Below are 17,657 nucleotides of genomic sequence, written 5' to 3'. Positions count from 1 at the left end.
TTTTGCTGATAAGGATCGCTGTGCGGCACGAAAAGCGTTACTGGTCAGGAGTGAACAGTAATGTTTGCTGCGGGCTACAGCCACTGACATGGAAAGGCAGGTGGGAAAAATGAGCAGAAAAGAAGAGTACGAACAGAAAGCAGAAGCAATGCTGGCACCCATCGTTGAGAGCAACGGATTCGAGTTGGTCGATGTAGAATATGTGAAGAAAGCAGGAACCTGGTACCTGCGAGGCTACATTGACAAACCCGGCGGAATCACAGTGAATGACTGCGAGACAGTAAGCAGAGCTTTCAGCGACAAGCTGGACGAGGATGATTTCATCGAAGACAGCTACATTATGGAGATCAGCTCTCCGGGACTTGACAGACCGCTGAAGAAAGAAAAGGATTTTGCCAGAAGCATTGGCAAACTGGTAGAAATCAGAACCTACCGGCCAATCGAAAAGCAAAAAGAATTTTGCGGTGAACTAGCAGCATATGATAATAACAGTGTGACCATCGACGAGGAAGGAACTCCCCGCACCTTTGACAAGAAGGACATTGCACTGGTACGTCTGGCAATTGATTTCTAAAAGGACCTGTCGCTTTTGCGGCAGTCTGATGAGCGATTAAACTGGAAAGCAAAAAGGAGGAAATAAGAAAAATGAACAAGGAGTTAATGGGTGCTCTGGATGAACTGGAACGCGACAAAAACATCAGCAAGGAAACTCTGCTGGATGCCATTGAGCAGTCCCTGATCCAGGCATACAAGAATCATTTTGGAAAAGCTGACAATGTACACGTAACCATCAACAGAGAGACCGGTGATTTCAGCGTATTTGCAGACCGTACCGTTGTGGAGTTTGTAGACGATCCTGCAGAAGAGATTTCCCTGGTGGAAGCACAGAAGCAGAACACCAATGCTGAGATCGGCGACATTATTAAGGTTCCGATCCATTCTGACAAATTCGGCCGTATCGCCACACAGAATGCGAAGAACGTTATCCTTCAGAAGATCCGCGAGGAAGAGCGCAAGGTTCTCTTTGACCAGTACCACGGCAATGAGAAAGAGGTTGTAACCGGTATCGTGCAGCGTGTGGTTGGACACAATGTGAGCGTAAACCTTGGAAAAGCAGACGCTATCCTTGGTGAGAACGAGCAGGTAAAGGGTGAGACCTTCAAGCCTACTGAGAGAATCAAAGTGTACATTCTGGAAGTGAAGGATACCCCGAAAGGACCGCGCATCCTGGTATCCAGAACACATCCGGGCCTTGTAAAACGTCTTTTTGAATCCGAAGTAGCAGAGGTAAAGGACGGAACTGTTGAGATCAAGAGCATTGCACGTGAGGCTGGATCCCGTACCAAGCTTGCTGTATGGAGCAACGATCCTGACGTAGATCCGGTTGGAGCATGCGTTGGTGTAAACGGAGCCCGTGTCAGCGCCATCGTAAACGAGCTTCGCGGCGAGAAGATCGACATCATCAACTGGGATGAGAACCCGGCCATTCTCATTGAGAACGCATTAAGCCCGGCGAAGGTAATCGCTGTTATGGCGGATCCGGATGAGAAGACTGCACTGGTTGTAGTACCGGATTACCAGCTTTCCCTTGCAATCGGCAAGGAAGGACAGAATGCCCGCCTTGCAGCCCGCCTGACAGGCTTTAAGATTGATATCAAGAGTGAGACTCAGGCAAGAGAATCCGGCGACTTCTATGATTATGATGAGGAAGATGACGAGTACTACGATGAGGATGAGTACGAGGAAGCCTCCGAAGAAGCAGCTGCAGATGAGGAGGCAGAAGCTCCTGCCCAGGATGAGTCTGAGGTAACTGAGGACGCAGCAGAGAATGAAGACGAAGAATAAGATTCCCATGCGCCAGTGTACTGGCTGCAGAGAAATGAAAAATAAAAAAGAAATGATCAGGGTATTAAAAACCGCTGAGGATGAGATCGTTCTGGATGTTACAGGCAAGAAAAACGGTCGGGGAGCCTACATCTGCTTTTCCCGGGAATGCCTGGAAAAAGCAAGAAAGAACCACGGACTGGAGCGTTCTTTGAAGGCGTCTATTCCGGAAGAGGTTTATGAAAGCCTTGAGAAGGAGTTTGATAGTATTGGAGAACAATAAAGCATTATCCCTGATCGGACTGGCAACGAAGGCGGGAAAAACCGTCAGCGGAGAATTTTCCACCGAGAAATCCGTGAAGACAGGCAAAGGATACCTGGCCATTGTAGCAGGGGATTCTTCCGAGAATACAAAGAAGAAGTTCCGGAATATGTGTACCTACTACGAAGTGCCTTTATACATCCTTTCTGACAAAGAGGCCCTTGGCCATGCCATGGGCAAAGAATTTCGTGCCAGCCTTGCCGTGCAGGATGCCAATTTTGCACAGGCTATCATGAAAGTTCTGGGAAAAGAAGGCAGAGAGTGCTGAAAACCTGACACCAAAGAGGAAAAAGTATTCCCGGGAATGCTTTTAAGAGTTCCTGGTGAATAGTTTGGATTCTGGTGAAAGGGAGGCATGGCAGATGACCATCAAAAGGAGCATGTCTGCACAGGACGAAAGACCATTAAAACGAGTAGATAAGAAAAACAGACCTAAAAAAGAGATAGATACGGGAAAGGAGAAAGGAATAACATTGGAGACTCCTAAGACAGAAGAGCAGAAAGTATCAGTAAAGAAAGAAGGCGACGGTGCAGAGGCACCGAAGAAGAAAAAGAATATTATCCGCGTATACCATGCACAGAATGCAAGTGACGGCGGAAAGAACAGAAAGAAACCGGCAGGAGAGAAGAAGGCCCGTCCACAGGGCGCCCGTCCTGCAGCACAGGCAGGCACACCAGCCAAAGCTGAAGCACCTGCAAAGCCAGTGGCACAGACAAGCGCACCAAAGGCAGAGCAGCCTGTAAAGGCCCAGAGTGCACCAGCTAAGACTGAGGCTCCAAAAGCTGTAGCACAGGCAAGCGCACCAAAGGCAGAGCAGCCTGCAAAGACTCAGAATGCACAGCCGGCCAAAGCGCAGAATGAAGCATCTGCAAAACCGGCAGGCCAGCAGAACAGAAATGAGAATGGATCACGCCAGGGCGGCCAGAATTCTGATAACAGAAACGGCCAGCAGGGCGGACGAGGTTTCCGTCAGGGAGAGAACCGCGACAACAACCGTGACAACCGAGGCGGAAACGGCGGCAGATTCGGTCAGGGAAGATCCCAGGGCGGCCAGGGACAGTTCCGCGGAAACAGAAACGGTGACGGCCAGGGAAGACCTGCAAGACAGGGCGATTCCCAGAACAGAGGCCCGCGTCAGGGTGATGGAAACGGACGTAATTTCCGTCAGGGAGATAATCGTGACAACCGTAATGGAAATGGCGGCAGATTTGGCCAGGGAAGGCCACAGGGCGGCCAGGGACGTTTCGGAGGCAAGGACGAAGGACGCAGTGAGGGACGCTTCGGCGGACAGAACCACCAGGGCGGCCAGCGTTCCGGCGGCGCAAGAAGAAGCGGAGGATCCGATGCCATCTTCACACCGGAGCTGACCAAGACATCCAAGGACAGCAAGCGTGAGCGCGACAGAGAGAATAAGAACAAGAAGAAAGATTTTGATAAGACCTCAGGCGGCGGACACAGACCGAACCAGGGCGGAAGAAATCAGATGTCCAGAATTCCGAAAGCCCTTCAGAAGCCAGCTCCGCAGCCAAAGCAGGAAGAGAAGAAGCCGGAGATCAAGGAGATCACAATTCCGGAGAAGCTTACCATCCGCGAGCTTGCTGAGGCTATGAAGATGCAGCCATCTGCAATCGTGAAGAAGTTGTTTATGGAAGGCCAGATGGTAACTGTAAACCATGAGATCGATTTCGAGCAGGCAGAGGAGATCGCTCTTGGATTTGATATTATTGCAGAGAAAGAGGAGAAGGTAGACGTTATCGAGGAGCTTCTGAAAGAGGAAGAGGAAGATGAGTCCACAATGGTTTCCAGACCGCCTGTAGTCTGCGTTATGGGTCATGTTGACCATGGTAAAACCTCCCTTCTGGATGCAATCCGTAAGACAAATGTAACAAGAGGCGAGGCCGGCGGAATCACACAGCACATCGGTGCTTATGTAGTTGACATCAACGGCCAGAAGATCACCTTCCTTGATACACCTGGACATGAGGCATTTACTGCCATGCGTATGCGTGGAGCAAACTCCACAGATATCGCAGTCCTTGTAGTAGCAGCAGACGATGGTGTCATGCCTCAGACTGTAGAGGCGATCAGCCATGCAAAGGCAGCTGGCGTAGAGATCATCGTTGCCATCAACAAGATCGATAAGCCAAGCGCAAACATCGAGCGTGTAAAACAGGAGCTTTCCGAGTATGAGCTGATTCCGGAAGACTGGGGCGGAACTACCCCGTTCGTACCGGTATCTGCAAAGACTGGTGAGGGAATCGATGACCTTCTTGAGATGATCCTGTTAACTGCAGAGGTTTCCGAGCTGAAAGCCAACCCGAACCGTGCAGCAAGAGGTCTTGTCATTGAGGCTCAGCTGGATAAGGGTAAAGGACCGGTTGCCACCATCCTTGTACAGAAGGGTACCCTTCATGTAGGAGATTTTATTGCAGCAGGCGCATGCAGCGGTAAAGTACGTGCCATGATGGATGATAAGGGACGCCGTGTAAAACAGGCTGGCCCGTCTACTCCGGTAGAGATCCTTGGCCTTGGCGATGTGCCAAACGCAGGTGAGGTTCTCATGTCCTTTGAGAACGATAAAGAAGCAAAGAACTTTGCAGCAGCATTTGTTTCCGAGAACAAGAACCGTCTTCTTGAGGAAACCAAAGGCAAGCTTTCCCTGGATAATCTGTTTGACCAGATCCAGGCAAGCGATCTGAAAGAGCTTCCGATCATTGTCAAAGCCGATGTTCAGGGTTCTGTAGAGGCTGTTAAGCAGAGTCTTGTGAAGCTTTCCAATGAGGAAGTTGTAGTAAGAGTGATCCATGGCGGTGTTGGTGCCATCAATGAGTCCGATGTCAGCCTTGCTGCTACCTCAAATGCCATCATCATCGGATTTAACGTACGTCCGGATACCACAGCGAAGCAGCTTGCTGAGCAGGAGGGCGTAGACCTTCGTCTGTACAAGGTTATCTACCAGGCAATCGAGGATGTGGAAGCTGCCATGAAGGGTATGCTGGATCCGGTATTCGAGGAGAAGGTAATCGGCCATGCAGAGGTTCGTCAGCTGTTCAAGGCTTCCGGTGTCGGAACCATCGCAGGAAGCTATGTGCTTGACGGTACCTTCCAGAGAGGCTGCAAGGTCCGCATCAGCAGAGGAGAGGACCAGATTTACGAAGGCGAGCTGGCTTCCCTTAAGAGATTTAAAGATGATGTCAAGGAAGTTCGTGCGGGATATGAGTGCGGTCTTGTATTCCAGGATTTCAACGACGTAAAAGAAGAAGACAAAGTAGAAGCATATATTATGGTTGAGGTGCCGCGCTAGAGCCTGTTTGAAAAATAAAAATTGGGGGCAATGGGTATTTGCTCCCAATTTTTCATATGCTACGGGCGCACCTGTATAGGAGAGACCAATCATGAGAAAAAACAGTATCAAAAATACCAGGATCAATGCAGAGGTTCAAAAAGAACTGAGCAATATCATCCGCGGTGAGATCAAGGACCCGCGCATCCATCCCATGACATCTGTGATGGCTGTGGAGGTTGCACCGGACCTTAAGACCTGCAAGGCTTTTATCAGCGTGCTTGGCAGTGAGGAATCCAAGAAATCCACCATCAGCGGCCTGAAAAGCGCAGAAGGCTACATCCGCCGTCAGCTTGCAAAGAACCTGAATCTTCGCAACACTCCGGAGATCCGTTTTATCCTGGACGAGTCCATTGAGTACGGCGTAAATATGTCCAAGCTGATCGATGATGTGATTGAGCATGATCACTTAAGAAGCGGCGAGGAAGAAGCAGCAGACGCAAACGAGGAATAGTTCAGCAGAAGAGTGTGAAACTACAGTGTGCATGATTTTTGTGCATCGTGAAACGGCGGCCAGCGGTCAAGTGGCTGGCCGCCGCGATGAGAATAATGAGGTGAAGGAATGGAAAGAATCGAAGAAATCCTGGATGGTGTGAAGACTATGGGAATCGGCGGACATGTGCGCCCGGACGGCGACTGCGTAGGTTCCTGCATGGCACTTTATCTGTATATCAAAAAGTGGTATCCGAAGATTCACGCAGACATTTATCTGGAGAAGCCAAAGCCGGTATTCGGACATATTGCCTGCATGGATGAAGTGAAATATGAGGCAGGGGAAGAGAAGGAATATGATCTTTTTGTAACCTGCGACGTAAGTGCACTGGACCGTCTGGCTGTGGCAAGGGAGCATTTTGCCCATGCGAAAAAGACAGTCTGCATTGACCATCATATCAGCAATCCGGGCTTTGCAGATACCAATCATGTAAAGGGCGAGATCAGCTCCGCAAGTGAGGTACTGTACAGCCTTCTGGACAAAGAGAAGATCGACCTGGACATTGCAACTGCCATCTATACGGGAATGATCCACGACACAGGCGTGTTCCAGTATTCTTCCACATCCCCGGACACCATGCGCATTGCAGGTGACCTGATGGCAAAAGGTGTGGATTTCTCCAACATTATCGACCAGTCCTTTTACCAGAAGAGCTATATCCAGAACCAGGTTATGGGACGTGTGCTGGCAGAGAGCATTATGCTTCTGGACGGCAAATGCATTGTGGGCTACATGAAAATGCGTGATATGGAGTTCTACGGCGTACAGCCTGCTGACCTGGACGGAATCGTAAGCCAGCTTCGCCTGACAAAGGGCGTGGAAGTGGCAATGTTTATCTATGAGCATGCAAGCCAGCTGTTCAAGGTGTCACTTCGTTCCAATGGAAAAGTGGATGTAAGCAAGATCGCATCCTACTTTGGCGGCGGCGGCCATATCAGGGCTGCAGGCTGCGACCTGGCTGGCTCCATGTATGATGTAATCAACAATATTTCAGAACAGATCGAAAAACAGCTTTTAGGACAGGATGAGTAATGGCAGAATTTCAGGGAATTATTGTAATTCATAAAGAAAAAGGCTTCACCTCTCACGACGTGGTTGCCAAGCTTCGGGGAATCCTCCATATGAAGAAGATCGGCCATACAGGCACTCTGGACCCGGATGCAACAGGAGTGCTTCCGGTGGCTCTTGGAAAAGGAACCAAGCTGGTGGATCTTCTTACAGACAAGGAGAAAACCTATGAGGCTGTGCTTCATCTTGGCATCACCACAGACACCCAGGACATGTCGGGGGCAGTCCTGAAGGAAAGGGAGGTGTCTGTCACAGAGGAAGAAGTAAAAGAAGTGCTGAGAAGCTTTGTAGGGGAGCAGATGCAGGTTCCGCCTATGTATTCCGCCCTGAAGGTGGATGGAAAGAAGCTTTATGAGCTGGCAAGAGAAGGCAAAACCGTAGAGAGAAAGGCACGTCCGGTGTGCTTTTATGAGATAGAGCCGCTGGAAATCCATCTTCCCCTGGTGAAAATCCGGGTAACCTGCAGCAAAGGAACCTACATCCGCACCCTGTGCCATGATGTGGGGGAGAAGCTTGGCTGCGGCGGCTGCATGGAAGAGCTGCTCCGCACAAAGGTGGGCAGATTTTCCCTGGAAGAGAGCCACACCCTTTCAGAGGTACAGGCAGCTATGGAAGAAGGAACCATCCAGGATCAGATCTATCCGGTGGAACAGGTTCTGGCGGATTATCCCGCAGTTTATGCGGATTCCTACGGGGACAGGCTTTTGTTAAACGGCAATCCGCTGTCTGAGAATCTGGTAAGTCCCCAGCACAAAGAGGGCTGGGTGCGCATGTATGCCAGTGACAAAACATTTACAGGTATTTTTCAGTGGGATAAGGGGAAAAAGAAATATTATCCGGTAAAGATGTTTTGACAGGAGGATATATGGAATACCTGAAGATAGAGGGTGAGTTTCCGAAACTTGCCAACTGTGCAGTAACAATGGGAAAATTTGACGGGATCCACCGCGGGCACCGCAAGCTGGTAGAGAAGATCAAGGAGCGAAAGGCACTTGGGGAGCAGGCAGTCCTGTTTGCCATCGATGCTTCCAGCAACATGATCCTGACCAGTGCGGAGCGGGCTTCCCTTCTTGAAAAGCTTGGCGTGGATGTGCTGGTGGAATGTCAGCTGGATGACAGGATCCGGCATATGAAGGCTGAGAATTTTATAAAAGAGATTTTGATGGGAGATCTGGGGGCTTCCTATGTGGTAGTCGGGGAAGACAACCGTTTCGGCTTTGAGCGCAAAGGCACCCCAAAGCTTCTGGAAGAATTTGGAAGCAAATATGGCTTCCAGGTGGAAATCCTCTCCAAGGAGATGGACGGCCGCCGGAAAATCAGCAGTACCTTTATCAGGGAAGAACTGAAAAAGGGAAATATGGAAAAAGTAAGCTCTCTGATGGGAGCGGATTATTTTGTGGAGGGCCAGGTAGTCCACGGGCGTGGGATGGGGCATAAAGTCCTTCTTCCCACCACCAATCTTGTTCCCCCAAAGAGTAAGATCCTGCCGCCAAACGGCGTGTACGTGACAAGCTCCTATTTCGGGGAAAAGGTTTACCACGGAATCACCAACATTGGCTATAAGCCTACGGTAGGTGAGAGCTTTGTTGGTGTGGAGACTTATCTTTTTGACTGCGAGGAAGACCTCTACGGAGAAAACTGCCGTGTTGATTTTAAAAAGTTCCTGCGTCCTGAGAGGAAATTTTCCTCTCTCGAGGCGTTAAAAGCCAGACTTCTGGCAGATGCCGAAGATGGCAGGGCTTATTTTAATGAGGGAGATCATAATTAATGGCAGAAATCATACTTGGATTAATGGGCGGACTGGGACTTTTCCTGTATGGAATGCGCCTGATGAGCGACAGCCTGGAAAAGGCCGCAGGAGCCAAAATGCGAAGTATTCTGGAATTTTTTACCAAGACTCCCCTTCGTGGGATCCTGGTAGGAACCTTTTTTACCGCAATTATCCAGTCCTCAAGTGCAGCCACGGTTATGGCAGTGAGCTTCGTCAACTCGGGGCTTATGAACCTGTATCAGGCTGCGGGCGTGATTATGGGAGCCAACATCGGTACGACCATTACCTCCCAGCTGATCGCCTTTAACTTATCGGAGCTGGCGCCTGTGATCATTATGGCAGGAATCTTCATGCTGATGTTTTCCAGGAAGACCAGGGTTCAGAGAGCCGGCGAGGTGCTGGTGGGCTTTGGCATTTTGTTCATGGGGCTTACCTCCATGTCCTCTGCCATGAGTGTTCTGAAGGAATCCCCGCAGGTGGTAAATGCCATGGGTTCCCTGAACAGCCATTCCCTGGCACTTGTTACAGGCATGGCAGTAACTGCAGTACTGCAGAGCTCTTCTGCAACTGTGGGAATTATCCTGCTGCTTGCTAACCAGGGACTTCTGGATATGCGGATCTGCTTCTTTATTATCCTGGGCTGCAACATTGGAGCCTGCGTGTCTGCCTTGATCGCGGGACTTAGCGGGAAACGGGATGCCAAGAGGGCAGCTCTGATCCATCTGTTTTTTAATATCATCGGCACTGCCATCATGTATGTGGTGATTTCCATTGGGCTGGAGCCCATCACTCATTTCATAGAAACCATTTCCGGACACAATCCGGGACGTGAGGTGGCAAATGCCCATACCTTGATCAAGATCGTGGAGGTGCTGATGCTGGCACCCTTTACCAGACAGATCGTAAAGCTTACCGGCTTCTTTGTAAAAAAGGAAGAGACAAAGAACCAGGATGGCTTCTGCCTGCAGTATATTGGGGAAAAATCCGTTTATTCTCCCACAACGGCAGTGTTTGATGCTATTCAGGAGATGAGCCGCATGGGACAGCTGGCCGTTACCAATCTGGAACGCGCTATGAATGCCCTGATCACCCTGGACGAGGCGGATATCGGGGAAGTTTATGTGGTGGAAAAGCAGATTGATTTTCTCAACCATGAGATTACCAGCTATCTGGTCAAGGTGAACCAGACCACCCTTCCGGCAGAGGATGCCAAAAGCATTGGCGGCCTGTTTCATATTGTAAATGATATTGAGCGCATCGGAGACCATGCGGAAAACGTTGCAGATGCGGCAAAAGTGAGGCTGAATCAGAAAATTGAGTTCAGTCCCCAGGCAAGGGCAGAGCTTTCCGCCATGCTGGATCTGGTTATTAAGGTCACGACTTATTCACTGGATATGTTTGCACATAACAATCTGACCCATATGCAGGATATTCTGGATCTGGAGGATCAGGTGGACCAGATGGAAAAGGATCTGCAGGAGTCCCATGTTCTGCGTCTGACAAGGGGAGAATGCACGGCAGAGGCGGGAATGATCTTTTCGGATATTATTTCCGGCCTGGAAAGAGTCTCAGACCATGCCACAAATATTGCCTTTTACCTTTTGGATGAGGATCATGTGGAACGGCAGAAGGAGAAGCGGGAAGACCGCTGGAAAGATTTCTGAGTAATTTTGTGAAAAAGTGGTTTACAGAAGTTTTTTGGTATGCTATACTAGGCAAGGTGTGAACAGGAATTTTTTTGTTCACCATACAAGAGAACAGCCCATATTCAGGGGTTGGAGACTCCGACCGTCTCTTAATATGCGGCGATTACGTCCCCGCAGGAATACCTGCATGGGAGACCACTAAAATATAAGGAGGAAATCAAAATGATTTCAAAAGAAAAGAAAGCAGCAATCATGAAAGAGTATGCAAGATGTGAGGGAGATACTGGTTCACCAGAGGTACAGGTAGCTGTTCTTACTGCAAGAATCCAGGAGCTTACTGAGCATTTACAGAACAACCACAAGGATCATCATTCCAGACGTGGTCTGCTGAAAATGGTAGGTCAGAGACGTGGACTGTTAGCTTACTTAAAGAAAACAGACATCGAAAGATACCGTGCACTGATTGAGAAATTAGGCTTAAGAAAATAATTAGTATGCGGAAGGGGCGGATTTCCATCCGCCCCATTTTAAGATGTAAAGCCAGAATTTCCGAGACTTCTGAAAAGGACATTTGGTCTGAAGTGTGTTTTTCAGTCGTTTCGGACTTGTGTTCTGGCAGATGAAGATTTTATATTGAAAAGGAGAGAAGACATGTACAAAAGTTATTCCATGGAATTAGCTGGAAGAACACTTACCGTAGATATCGGACGTGTTGCGAAACAGGCCAATGGCGCAGCACTGATGCATTATGGTGATACCACCGTACTTGCTACAGCAACTGCTTCCAAGGAGCCAAGAGAGGGAATCGACTTTTTCCCGTTAAGCGTTGAATATGAAGAGAAAATGTACGCCGTAGGAAAGATCCCGGGCGGTTTCAATAAGAGAGAGGGAAAGGCAAGCGAGCATGCGATCCTTACCTCTCGTGTTATCGACAGACCGATGCGTCCTCTGTTCCCGAAGGATTACAGAAATGACGTCACACTGGTAGACATGGTTATGTCCGTTGATCCGGAGTGCAATCCGGAGATCCCGGCTATGCTTGGTTCTTCCCTTGCAACCTGCATTTCCGATATTCCGTTTGATGGTCCATGCGCAACTACACAGATCGGTCTTATTAATGGAGAGTTCATTGTGAACCCTACACTGGCACAGAAGGATGTTTCTGACCTTCAGCTGACCGTTGCTTCCACAAGAGACAAGGTTATCATGATCGAGGCTGGTGCCAATGAGGTTCCGGAGGATCAGATGATCGAAGCCATCTATAAGGCACACGAAGTAAACCAGGAAATCATCAAATTCTTCGACCAGATCATTGCTGAGTGCGGCAAAGAGAAGCACAGCTATGAGTCCTGCGCAGTTCCGCAGGAGCTGTTTGACGCCATCAAAGAGATTGTTCCTCCGGAAGAGATGGAGGTTGCGGTATTCTCCGATGACAAGCAGACAAGAGAGAACAACATCGCACAGATCACAGACAAGCTGAAAGAGGCTTTCGCAGAAAAAGAAGAGTGGCTTGCAGTTCTTGGCGAGGCGGTTTACCAGTATCAGAAAAAGACCGTTCGCAAGATGATCCTCAAGGATCACAAGCGTCCGGACGGCCGTGCCATCACACAGATCCGTCCTCTGGCTGCAGAGGTTGACATCATTCCGAGAGTACATGGCTCTGCTATGTTTACCCGTGGACAGACTCAAATCTGCACCATCACGACTCTGGCACCTCTTGCAGAGGCTCAGAGACTTGACGGACTTGACGAGTTCGAGACAACCAAGAGATATATGCATCATTACAACTTCCCGTCCTACTCTGTAGGTGAGACCAAGCCGTCCAGAGGACCGGGACGCCGTGAGATCGGACATGGAGCACTGGCTGAGAGAGCACTTGTTCCGGTACTTCCAAGCGTAGAGGAATTCCCATATGCGATTCGTACAGTATCCGAGACTTTTGAGTCCAACGGATCTACTTCCCAGGCAAGTATCTGTGCGTCCACTATGTCCCTTGAGGCAGCCGGCGTACCGATCAAGAAACCGGTTGCAGGTATTTCCTGCGGTCTGGTTACAGGTGATACAGATGATGACTATATCGTTCTTACCGATATCCAGGGTCTTGAGGACTTCTTCGGCGACATGGACTTCAAGGTAGCCGGAACTCATGACGGTATCACTGCAATCCAGATGGATATTAAGATCCACGGTCTTACAAGACAGATCGTAGAGGAAGCAATCAGACGTACCAAGGAAGCAAGAGAGTATATCCTCAATGAGGTTATTGAGAAATGCATTCCTGCACCTCGTACTTCTGTTGGCAAATTTGCTCCGAAGATCATCCAGATCCAGATCGATCCTCAGAAGATCGGTGATGTGGTTGGTCAGAGAGGAAAGACAATCAACACCATTATCGAGCGCACAGGCGTGAAGATCGACATCACAGACGAGGGTGCTGTATCTATCTGCGGTGTAGACGATAAGAATATGCAGGAAGCAAAGCGCATGGTTGAGATCATCGCTTCTGACTTCGAGCAGGGACAGATCCTTACCGGACAGGTTGTAAGCATCAAAGAGTTCGGTGCATTTGTTGAGTTTGCACCTGGCAAAGAGGGAATGGTTCACATTTCCAAGATCTGCAAGGAGAGAATCAACCGTGTAGAGGATGTTCTCACACTTGGTGATAAAGTGACTGTAATCTGCCTTGGAAAAGACAAGATGGGAAGAATGAGCTTCAGCATCAAGGATGTTCCGGCAGATGCCAAATAAGAATAAGATTTCACATTGCTGAGAGAATTTTAAGCAGCGATAATTTTAGAATGCCGGACAAAATGCCCGGCATTCTTTATATCTTGTAGGCATCATCCTGATACGAGAGATAAAAACGCGTTTAGGGCATGCACTGAATGAAATAAGGTAGGTGCAGCATAGGGCCTGCACAGCATGAATTATGTGATTTACAGGAGGAATTATGAAGAGAATCGGGAAATTTCATAAAGTAAGTAAAGAGCGCTTCGTGGCAGACTGGATGGATGCTTTTGAGGGTGCCACTGTGGAGGAAGCAGAGAAGATTTACGAGGGAATCCGTCTGCCAAGACGTGCCACAGCAGGAAGTGCGGGTTATGATTTCTTTTCCCCGGTGGATTTTACTATCAAGCCGGGTGAGACAGTCAAGTTCCCAACAGGAATCCGTGTGGAGATGGATCAGGAGTGGGTGCTGAAATGCTATCCAAGAAGCGGTCTTGGATTCAAATACCGCCTGCAGCTGAACAATACCGTTGGAATTATTGACAGCGATTATTTCTATTCTGACAACGAAGGCCATATTTTCGCCAAGCTGACCAATGACACCAATGAGAATAAGGTGGTGGAGTTAAAGGCGGACACCGGATTCATGCAGGGAATCTTTGTGGAGTATGGAATCACAGTGGATGATGATGTGACAGATGTGAGAAACGGCGGATTCGGAAGTACTACGAAGTAAGAAAAATCAGTGAGCAAAGTCCGCGGGAAATGTGAGTAAATCAGCGGATTTCGAATATTATAAACCATAAAAGCAGGCAATGTGAAAGAGTTATCAATCACAGAGCCTGCTTTTTGATTGCTTAAAAATTTTTGAAAAAGAAAATCCGGGAAATTACTCTAACGGTATTCCGGCAGCCTCTGCCTCTTTCGCATTCTGCAGTACTGTGTCAAATGCGATGGCAGCCTTATTGTACTCCTCGTCGCTCTCGATATTGGAAAGCATAGGAGCGCCTGTCTCGGTGCGGGCGAAGGAATACAGATAAACCTCGCCGTCGTGGTTCTGTCCGTTCTCATCAAGTGGAAGAAGGGCAATATACTCCTTGGCATCTACCGGGAAAATGGTCAGGATGGCGCATTCTACCTCGGTGTCGTCCTCCATGGTCAGGGTAATGGTGCTGTGCTGGTTCGGATCTGTGCTGCAGCCGCCGCAGGTGGAGCAGTCAGAACCGCCGCAGGATGCGCTGCTTCCACAGCTTCCGCAGGAATTATTCACATCTAAATCACTCATTTGAAATACCTCGCTTTATTTTTGATCAAACTGCCCAAGGCGCCTTAGAGCCTGTTTGAAAAATCATTCCTGCAGAAAGCCTTTTTCAAACACGCTCTAGGGCAGGGCAATTCGTGAATATTAAGATTGTACCAGAAAAATAAGGTTTTGTGAATAGGGAAAACTGTGTTATAATGAAGAAAGTGTTAGAATATAATTATTGTTCACAGACAATAACGGACAAAGAGTGTGATTGTGAAATATGTGAGCAATAACCATAATTTTTACAGATTGGAGAATAACATGAAGCTTGTATCATGGAACGTAAATGGAATCCGCGCATGTATCACCAAGGGCTTTGAGGAGAGCTTTGCAAAGCTGGACGCAGATATTTTCTGTCTGCAGGAGACCAAATGCCAGGAGAATCAGGTGAAGCTGGAACTTCCGGGCTATCATCAGTACTGGAACTATGCCAACCGCAAAGGCTATTCCGGAACCGCCGTATTCACGAAGAAGGAGCCGCTGTCCGTGACCTACGGACTTGGAATAGAAGAGCATGACAAGGAAGGCCGTGTGATCACCGCCGAGATGGAGGATTTTTATCTGGTGACCGTGTACACGCCCAATTCCCAGTCCGAGCTTCGCAGGCTGGAATACCGCATGGAATGGGAGCGGGATTTCCTTGCCTATCTTCTGAAGCTGCAGGAGAAGAAGCCTGTGATCTGCTGCGGGGACATGAATGTGGCACACCAGGAAATCGACCTGAAGAACCCCAAGACCAATCGGATGAATGCCGGCTTCACAGACGAGGAGCGTGCCTGCTTTACCAAAGTGCTGGAAGCTGGATTTATCGATACCTTCCGCTATTTTTACCCGGATCTGGAGGGCGCGTATTCCTGGTGGTCTTATCGTTTCAAGGCTAGGGAGAAGAACGCCGGATGGAGAATCGACTATTTTATTACGTCTCCATCGCTGAAAGAAAAGCTGGAAGATGCGAAGATCCACAGCGACATTATGGGATCTGATCATTGCCCGGTGGAACTGGATCTGAAATTTTAGATTCAAACAAGCTCTGGCAGGAAAAAAGCCTGAAACATTTAGCCGGGACGGGACATCAGACAAAGACAGGAGGGCATTAAAAGTGGCAATACCGGGAAATAAGAGCGTGGTTGTAACATCCGGTTCTCCCCTTTTACTTGGGGCAAGCCAGATGATCGATGGATATAATTTTGCAGTGGAAGCAGATGAGGACGCCAAGGTCTTTTTGCTTCTTTACAGAAAGAATGGAAAGGAGCCATTTTACGAGCTTCTTCTGGATGAGAAATACCGGACAGGACGTATTTTTTCTGTCTTTATGAAAAAATTAAATGTAAACAGCCTGGAATACAATTTTAGGATCAACGGGGAAATCTGCCTGGATCCCTGTGCCAGCAGAATCAGCGGAAGAGAGCACTTCGGGGCTCCCTGGGATACCGATCCCCACAAGGTACGCTGCGGATTCTGGTCCGGGGAAGGGTACGACTGGGAGGATGAGAAATCACCGGAAACGGATTTCGGGGACATGATCCTTTACAAGGTCCACGTCCGGGGTTATACCAAGCAGTCCAAGCTTCCTGCGAAGCTTCGGGGAACCTTTGAAGGCCTGATCCAGATGATCCCATACTGGCAGGAACTTGGAATTAACACCGTAGAGCTGATGCCTGCCTATGAATTTATGGAAATCAGCCGGCAAAAGGAGCCGGAGGGGCTGGTTTCCACAAAGGGCAAGAAGGATGAAGTAAACTACTGGGGCTATGGAAATGGACTCTATTTTGCGCCAAAGCGCTCTTACTGCGCAATGAAAGATCCCCACAGGGAATTCTGCGATATGATCAAGGCTTTCCATAAGGCGGGAATCAGCTGTATGATGGAAATGTATTTCCCGGCGGAGGCCAATCCTCTGATGGCTCTTCGGGCGCTGCAGTTCTGGAAACAGAATTACCATGTGGACGGCTTCCATGTGTTAGGCGCGGGGGCACCGCTTGCTCTGATCATGAAGGATGGCCTGCTTGCAGGAACCAAAATTCTGGCAGACGGAATGGACACAGCTACTCTTTATAAGAACCAGAAACAGAAGAAACGCTGCTTTGCAGAGTACAATCTGGGCTTTTTGCAGGATATGAGAAGATTCCTAAAAAGCGATGAGGATATGGTCCCGGCGGTGCAGTACCGGATCCGTCACAATCCGGATGACCACGGGGTGATCAATTACATTACCTGCCAGGACGGTTTTACTTTGAATGACCTTGTTTCCTATAATTACAAGCACAATGAGGCAAACGGAGAGGGCAATAACGACGGCTGCAGCTATAATTATTCCTGGAACTGCGGCATAGAAGGGCCAAGCCGGAAGCAGTGGATCCGTCAGATGCGGGAGCGCCAGATGCGGGCTGCCTTTGCAATGCTGCTGTTTTCCCAGGGGGTTCCCATGATTTACGGCGGCGACGAGATCGGCAATTCCCAGGAGGGCAATAACAATGCCTACTGCCAGGACAATCCCATTGGCTGGATCGACTGGCGGGGCCTTCGGAAAAATGCCAGCATGCTTGCCTTTGTGAAAAAGACAGTGGCTCTTCGAAAAGCCCATCCGGTTCTCCATATGAACGAGAGCATGAAAGAGGCAGATTATCTGGGCAAAGGTTTCCCGGACCTGTCCTTCCACGGTGAGCGGGCATGGTTCTGCAATATGGAAAACACCAGCCGCATGATCGGCATGATGCTGTGCGGGGAGTATGCACGGCAGGCAGATGGAACTGGAGATGACTTCCTCTATGTAGGCTTTAATTTCCACTGGGAGACAAGAAGCATGGCCCTTCCCAATCTTCCGGAGGGAATGGAGTGGAAGAAAGTAATGGATACCGGAGATCTGACCTGCGATGGCTTTTACGGGGAAAATGGCCAGGTTTATGAAAGAAGCGTGGAAATTGGCCCCCGTACTGTGGTGGTGCTTCAGGGCGTGAAGAAACCGGAACCGGAGAAGAAACATAAGGGAAAAGGAAAGAAAAGCGAAAATCCGGTATTATCAGATGCTGGAAAAGGAGCGCTGCCTGGGAATTTCGTGAAAGAAGAAAGTGTGGAAATCCCGGCAGCAGATGAGGCGAAACCAGAAAAGCCTGCAGATTCAGCTGAAAATGTAAATGGAAAGGAGGCTGGATGAGG

At 49.0% G+C, this 17,657-nt stretch carries 16 protein-coding genes; 15 read left to right on the top strand and 1 reads right to left on the bottom strand.

Annotated elements, in window-relative coordinates:
- Window positions 1-109 precede the first annotated feature (109 nt).
- The 13 genes from rimP (at window position 110) to DWZ38_RS13675 (ending at window position 13,931) form a co-directional block, all read left to right on the top strand.
- Complete coding sequence (rimP, locus tag DWZ38_RS13735; protein WP_117853558.1) at window positions 110-574, top strand: ribosome maturation factor RimP; 465 nt, start codon at window positions 110-112, stop codon at window positions 572-574.
- 71 nt (window positions 575-645) lie between these two features.
- The gene (nusA, locus tag DWZ38_RS13730; protein WP_021926471.1) at window positions 646-1,845 is read left to right on the top strand and encodes a transcription termination factor NusA; all 1,200 of its coding nucleotides are present in this window, start codon (window positions 646-648) and stop codon (window positions 1,843-1,845) included.
- Window positions 1,829-2,107 (top strand): YlxR family protein, encoded by a 279-nt coding sequence (locus DWZ38_RS13725; RefSeq protein WP_021926472.1) that lies wholly within the window; start codon window positions 1,829-1,831, stop codon window positions 2,105-2,107. The genes nusA and DWZ38_RS13725 overlap by 17 nt, the downstream gene beginning before the upstream one ends.
- A complete protein-coding gene (locus DWZ38_RS13720) occupies window positions 2,094-2,414 on the top strand; it encodes a ribosomal L7Ae/L30e/S12e/Gadd45 family protein (protein WP_021926473.1) in 321 nt (106 codons plus the stop codon). The genes DWZ38_RS13725 and DWZ38_RS13720 overlap by 14 nt, the downstream gene beginning before the upstream one ends.
- 55 nt (window positions 2,415-2,469) lie before the next feature.
- The gene (gene infB, locus DWZ38_RS13715) at window positions 2,470-5,451 is read left to right on the top strand and encodes a translation initiation factor IF-2 (RefSeq protein ID WP_347519785.1); all 2,982 of its coding nucleotides are present in this window, start codon (window positions 2,470-2,472) and stop codon (window positions 5,449-5,451) included.
- A gap of 91 nt (window positions 5,452-5,542) precedes the next feature.
- Window positions 5,543-5,944, top strand: a complete 402-nt coding sequence (rbfA, locus tag DWZ38_RS13710) for a 30S ribosome-binding factor RbfA (RefSeq protein ID WP_021925744.1) — start codon at window positions 5,543-5,545, stop codon at window positions 5,942-5,944.
- A gap of 108 nt (window positions 5,945-6,052) precedes the next feature.
- Window positions 6,053-7,015, top strand: a complete 963-nt coding sequence (locus tag DWZ38_RS13705) for a bifunctional oligoribonuclease/PAP phosphatase NrnA (protein ID WP_021925745.1) — start codon at window positions 6,053-6,055, stop codon at window positions 7,013-7,015.
- Entirely contained in the window at window positions 7,015-7,905 is an 891-nt protein-coding gene (gene truB / locus DWZ38_RS13700; protein ID WP_021925746.1) for a tRNA pseudouridine(55) synthase TruB, read from the top strand. Before DWZ38_RS13705 ends, truB begins: the two co-directional genes overlap by 1 nt.
- Window positions 7,906-7,916: 11 nt before the next feature.
- Window positions 7,917-8,819 carry a bifunctional riboflavin kinase/FAD synthetase gene (locus DWZ38_RS13695; protein WP_117853476.1) on the top strand — a complete coding sequence of 301 codons (903 nt, stop codon included), beginning with the start codon at window positions 7,917-7,919 and terminating at the stop codon, window positions 8,817-8,819.
- Window positions 8,819-10,486 carry a Na/Pi cotransporter family protein gene (locus tag DWZ38_RS13690; protein WP_021925748.1) on the top strand — a complete coding sequence of 556 codons (1,668 nt, stop codon included), beginning with the start codon at window positions 8,819-8,821 and terminating at the stop codon, window positions 10,484-10,486. The genes DWZ38_RS13695 and DWZ38_RS13690 overlap by 1 nt, the downstream gene beginning before the upstream one ends.
- Window positions 10,487-10,690: 204 nt before the next feature.
- On the top strand, window positions 10,691-10,957 hold the full coding sequence (gene rpsO, locus DWZ38_RS13685) for a 30S ribosomal protein S15 (RefSeq protein WP_117853474.1): 267 nt from the start codon (window positions 10,691-10,693) through the stop codon (window positions 10,955-10,957).
- 162 nt (window positions 10,958-11,119) lie between these two features.
- Complete coding sequence (locus DWZ38_RS13680; protein ID WP_117853471.1) at window positions 11,120-13,216, top strand: polyribonucleotide nucleotidyltransferase; 2,097 nt, start codon at window positions 11,120-11,122, stop codon at window positions 13,214-13,216.
- Between the two features lie 202 nt (window positions 13,217-13,418).
- Entirely contained in the window at window positions 13,419-13,931 is a 513-nt protein-coding gene (locus tag DWZ38_RS13675; protein WP_021925353.1) for a hypothetical protein, read from the top strand.
- 153 nt (window positions 13,932-14,084) lie between these two features.
- Here the strand turns inward: DWZ38_RS13675 and DWZ38_RS13670 are convergent, their stop codons facing one another.
- The gene (locus DWZ38_RS13670) at window positions 14,085-14,480 is read right to left on the bottom strand and encodes a DUF1292 domain-containing protein (RefSeq protein ID WP_021925354.1); all 396 of its coding nucleotides are present in this window, start codon (window positions 14,478-14,480) and stop codon (window positions 14,085-14,087) included.
- A 282-nt stretch (window positions 14,481-14,762) separates the two neighbouring features.
- On the opposite strand from DWZ38_RS13670, the gene DWZ38_RS13665 reads away from it, so the two are divergent.
- Window positions 14,763-15,518 carry an exodeoxyribonuclease III gene (locus DWZ38_RS13665; RefSeq protein ID WP_021925355.1) on the top strand — a complete coding sequence of 252 codons (756 nt, stop codon included), beginning with the start codon at window positions 14,763-14,765 and terminating at the stop codon, window positions 15,516-15,518.
- Window positions 15,519-15,600: 82 nt separating this feature from the next.
- Window positions 15,601-17,655, top strand: a complete 2,055-nt coding sequence (locus tag DWZ38_RS13660) for a Type II secretory pathway, pullulanase PulA and related glycosidase (RefSeq protein WP_178105339.1) — start codon at window positions 15,601-15,603, stop codon at window positions 17,653-17,655.
- Window positions 17,656-17,657 lie beyond the last annotated feature (2 nt).

The organism is Ruminococcus sp. AF31-8BH, from assembly GCF_003460605.1.
Taxonomy (GTDB): domain Bacteria; phylum Bacillota; class Clostridia; order Lachnospirales; family Lachnospiraceae; genus Blautia_A; species Blautia_A acetigignens.
Note: the sequence above shows the minus strand (reverse complement) of the source record. Positions and strands in the feature narration are given on the sequence as shown.

Coding starts and splice junctions, on each gene's coding strand:
- rimP (WP_117853558.1), top strand. CDS start 110: ATGAGCAGAAAAGAAGAGTACGAACAGAAAGCAGAAGCAATGCTGGCA.
- nusA (WP_021926471.1), top strand. CDS start 646: ATGAACAAGGAGTTAATGGGTGCTCTGGATGAACTGGAACGCGACAAA.
- DWZ38_RS13725 (WP_021926472.1), top strand. CDS start 1,829: ATGAAGACGAAGAATAAGATTCCCATGCGCCAGTGTACTGGCTGCAGA.
- rbfA (WP_021925744.1), top strand. CDS start 5,543: ATGAGAAAAAACAGTATCAAAAATACCAGGATCAATGCAGAGGTTCAA.
- DWZ38_RS13705 (WP_021925745.1), top strand. CDS start 6,053: ATGGAAAGAATCGAAGAAATCCTGGATGGTGTGAAGACTATGGGAATC.
- truB (WP_021925746.1), top strand. CDS start 7,015: ATGGCAGAATTTCAGGGAATTATTGTAATTCATAAAGAAAAAGGCTTC.
- DWZ38_RS13695 (WP_117853476.1), top strand. CDS start 7,917: ATGGAATACCTGAAGATAGAGGGTGAGTTTCCGAAACTTGCCAACTGT.
- DWZ38_RS13690 (WP_021925748.1), top strand. CDS start 8,819: ATGGCAGAAATCATACTTGGATTAATGGGCGGACTGGGACTTTTCCTG.
- rpsO (WP_117853474.1), top strand. CDS start 10,691: ATGATTTCAAAAGAAAAGAAAGCAGCAATCATGAAAGAGTATGCAAGA.
- DWZ38_RS13680 (WP_117853471.1), top strand. CDS start 11,120: ATGTACAAAAGTTATTCCATGGAATTAGCTGGAAGAACACTTACCGTA.
- DWZ38_RS13675 (WP_021925353.1), top strand. CDS start 13,419: ATGAAGAGAATCGGGAAATTTCATAAAGTAAGTAAAGAGCGCTTCGTG.
- DWZ38_RS13670 (WP_021925354.1), bottom strand. CDS start 14,480: ATGAGTGATTTAGATGTGAATAATTCCTGCGGAAGCTGTGGAAGCAGC.
- DWZ38_RS13665 (WP_021925355.1), top strand. CDS start 14,763: ATGAAGCTTGTATCATGGAACGTAAATGGAATCCGCGCATGTATCACC.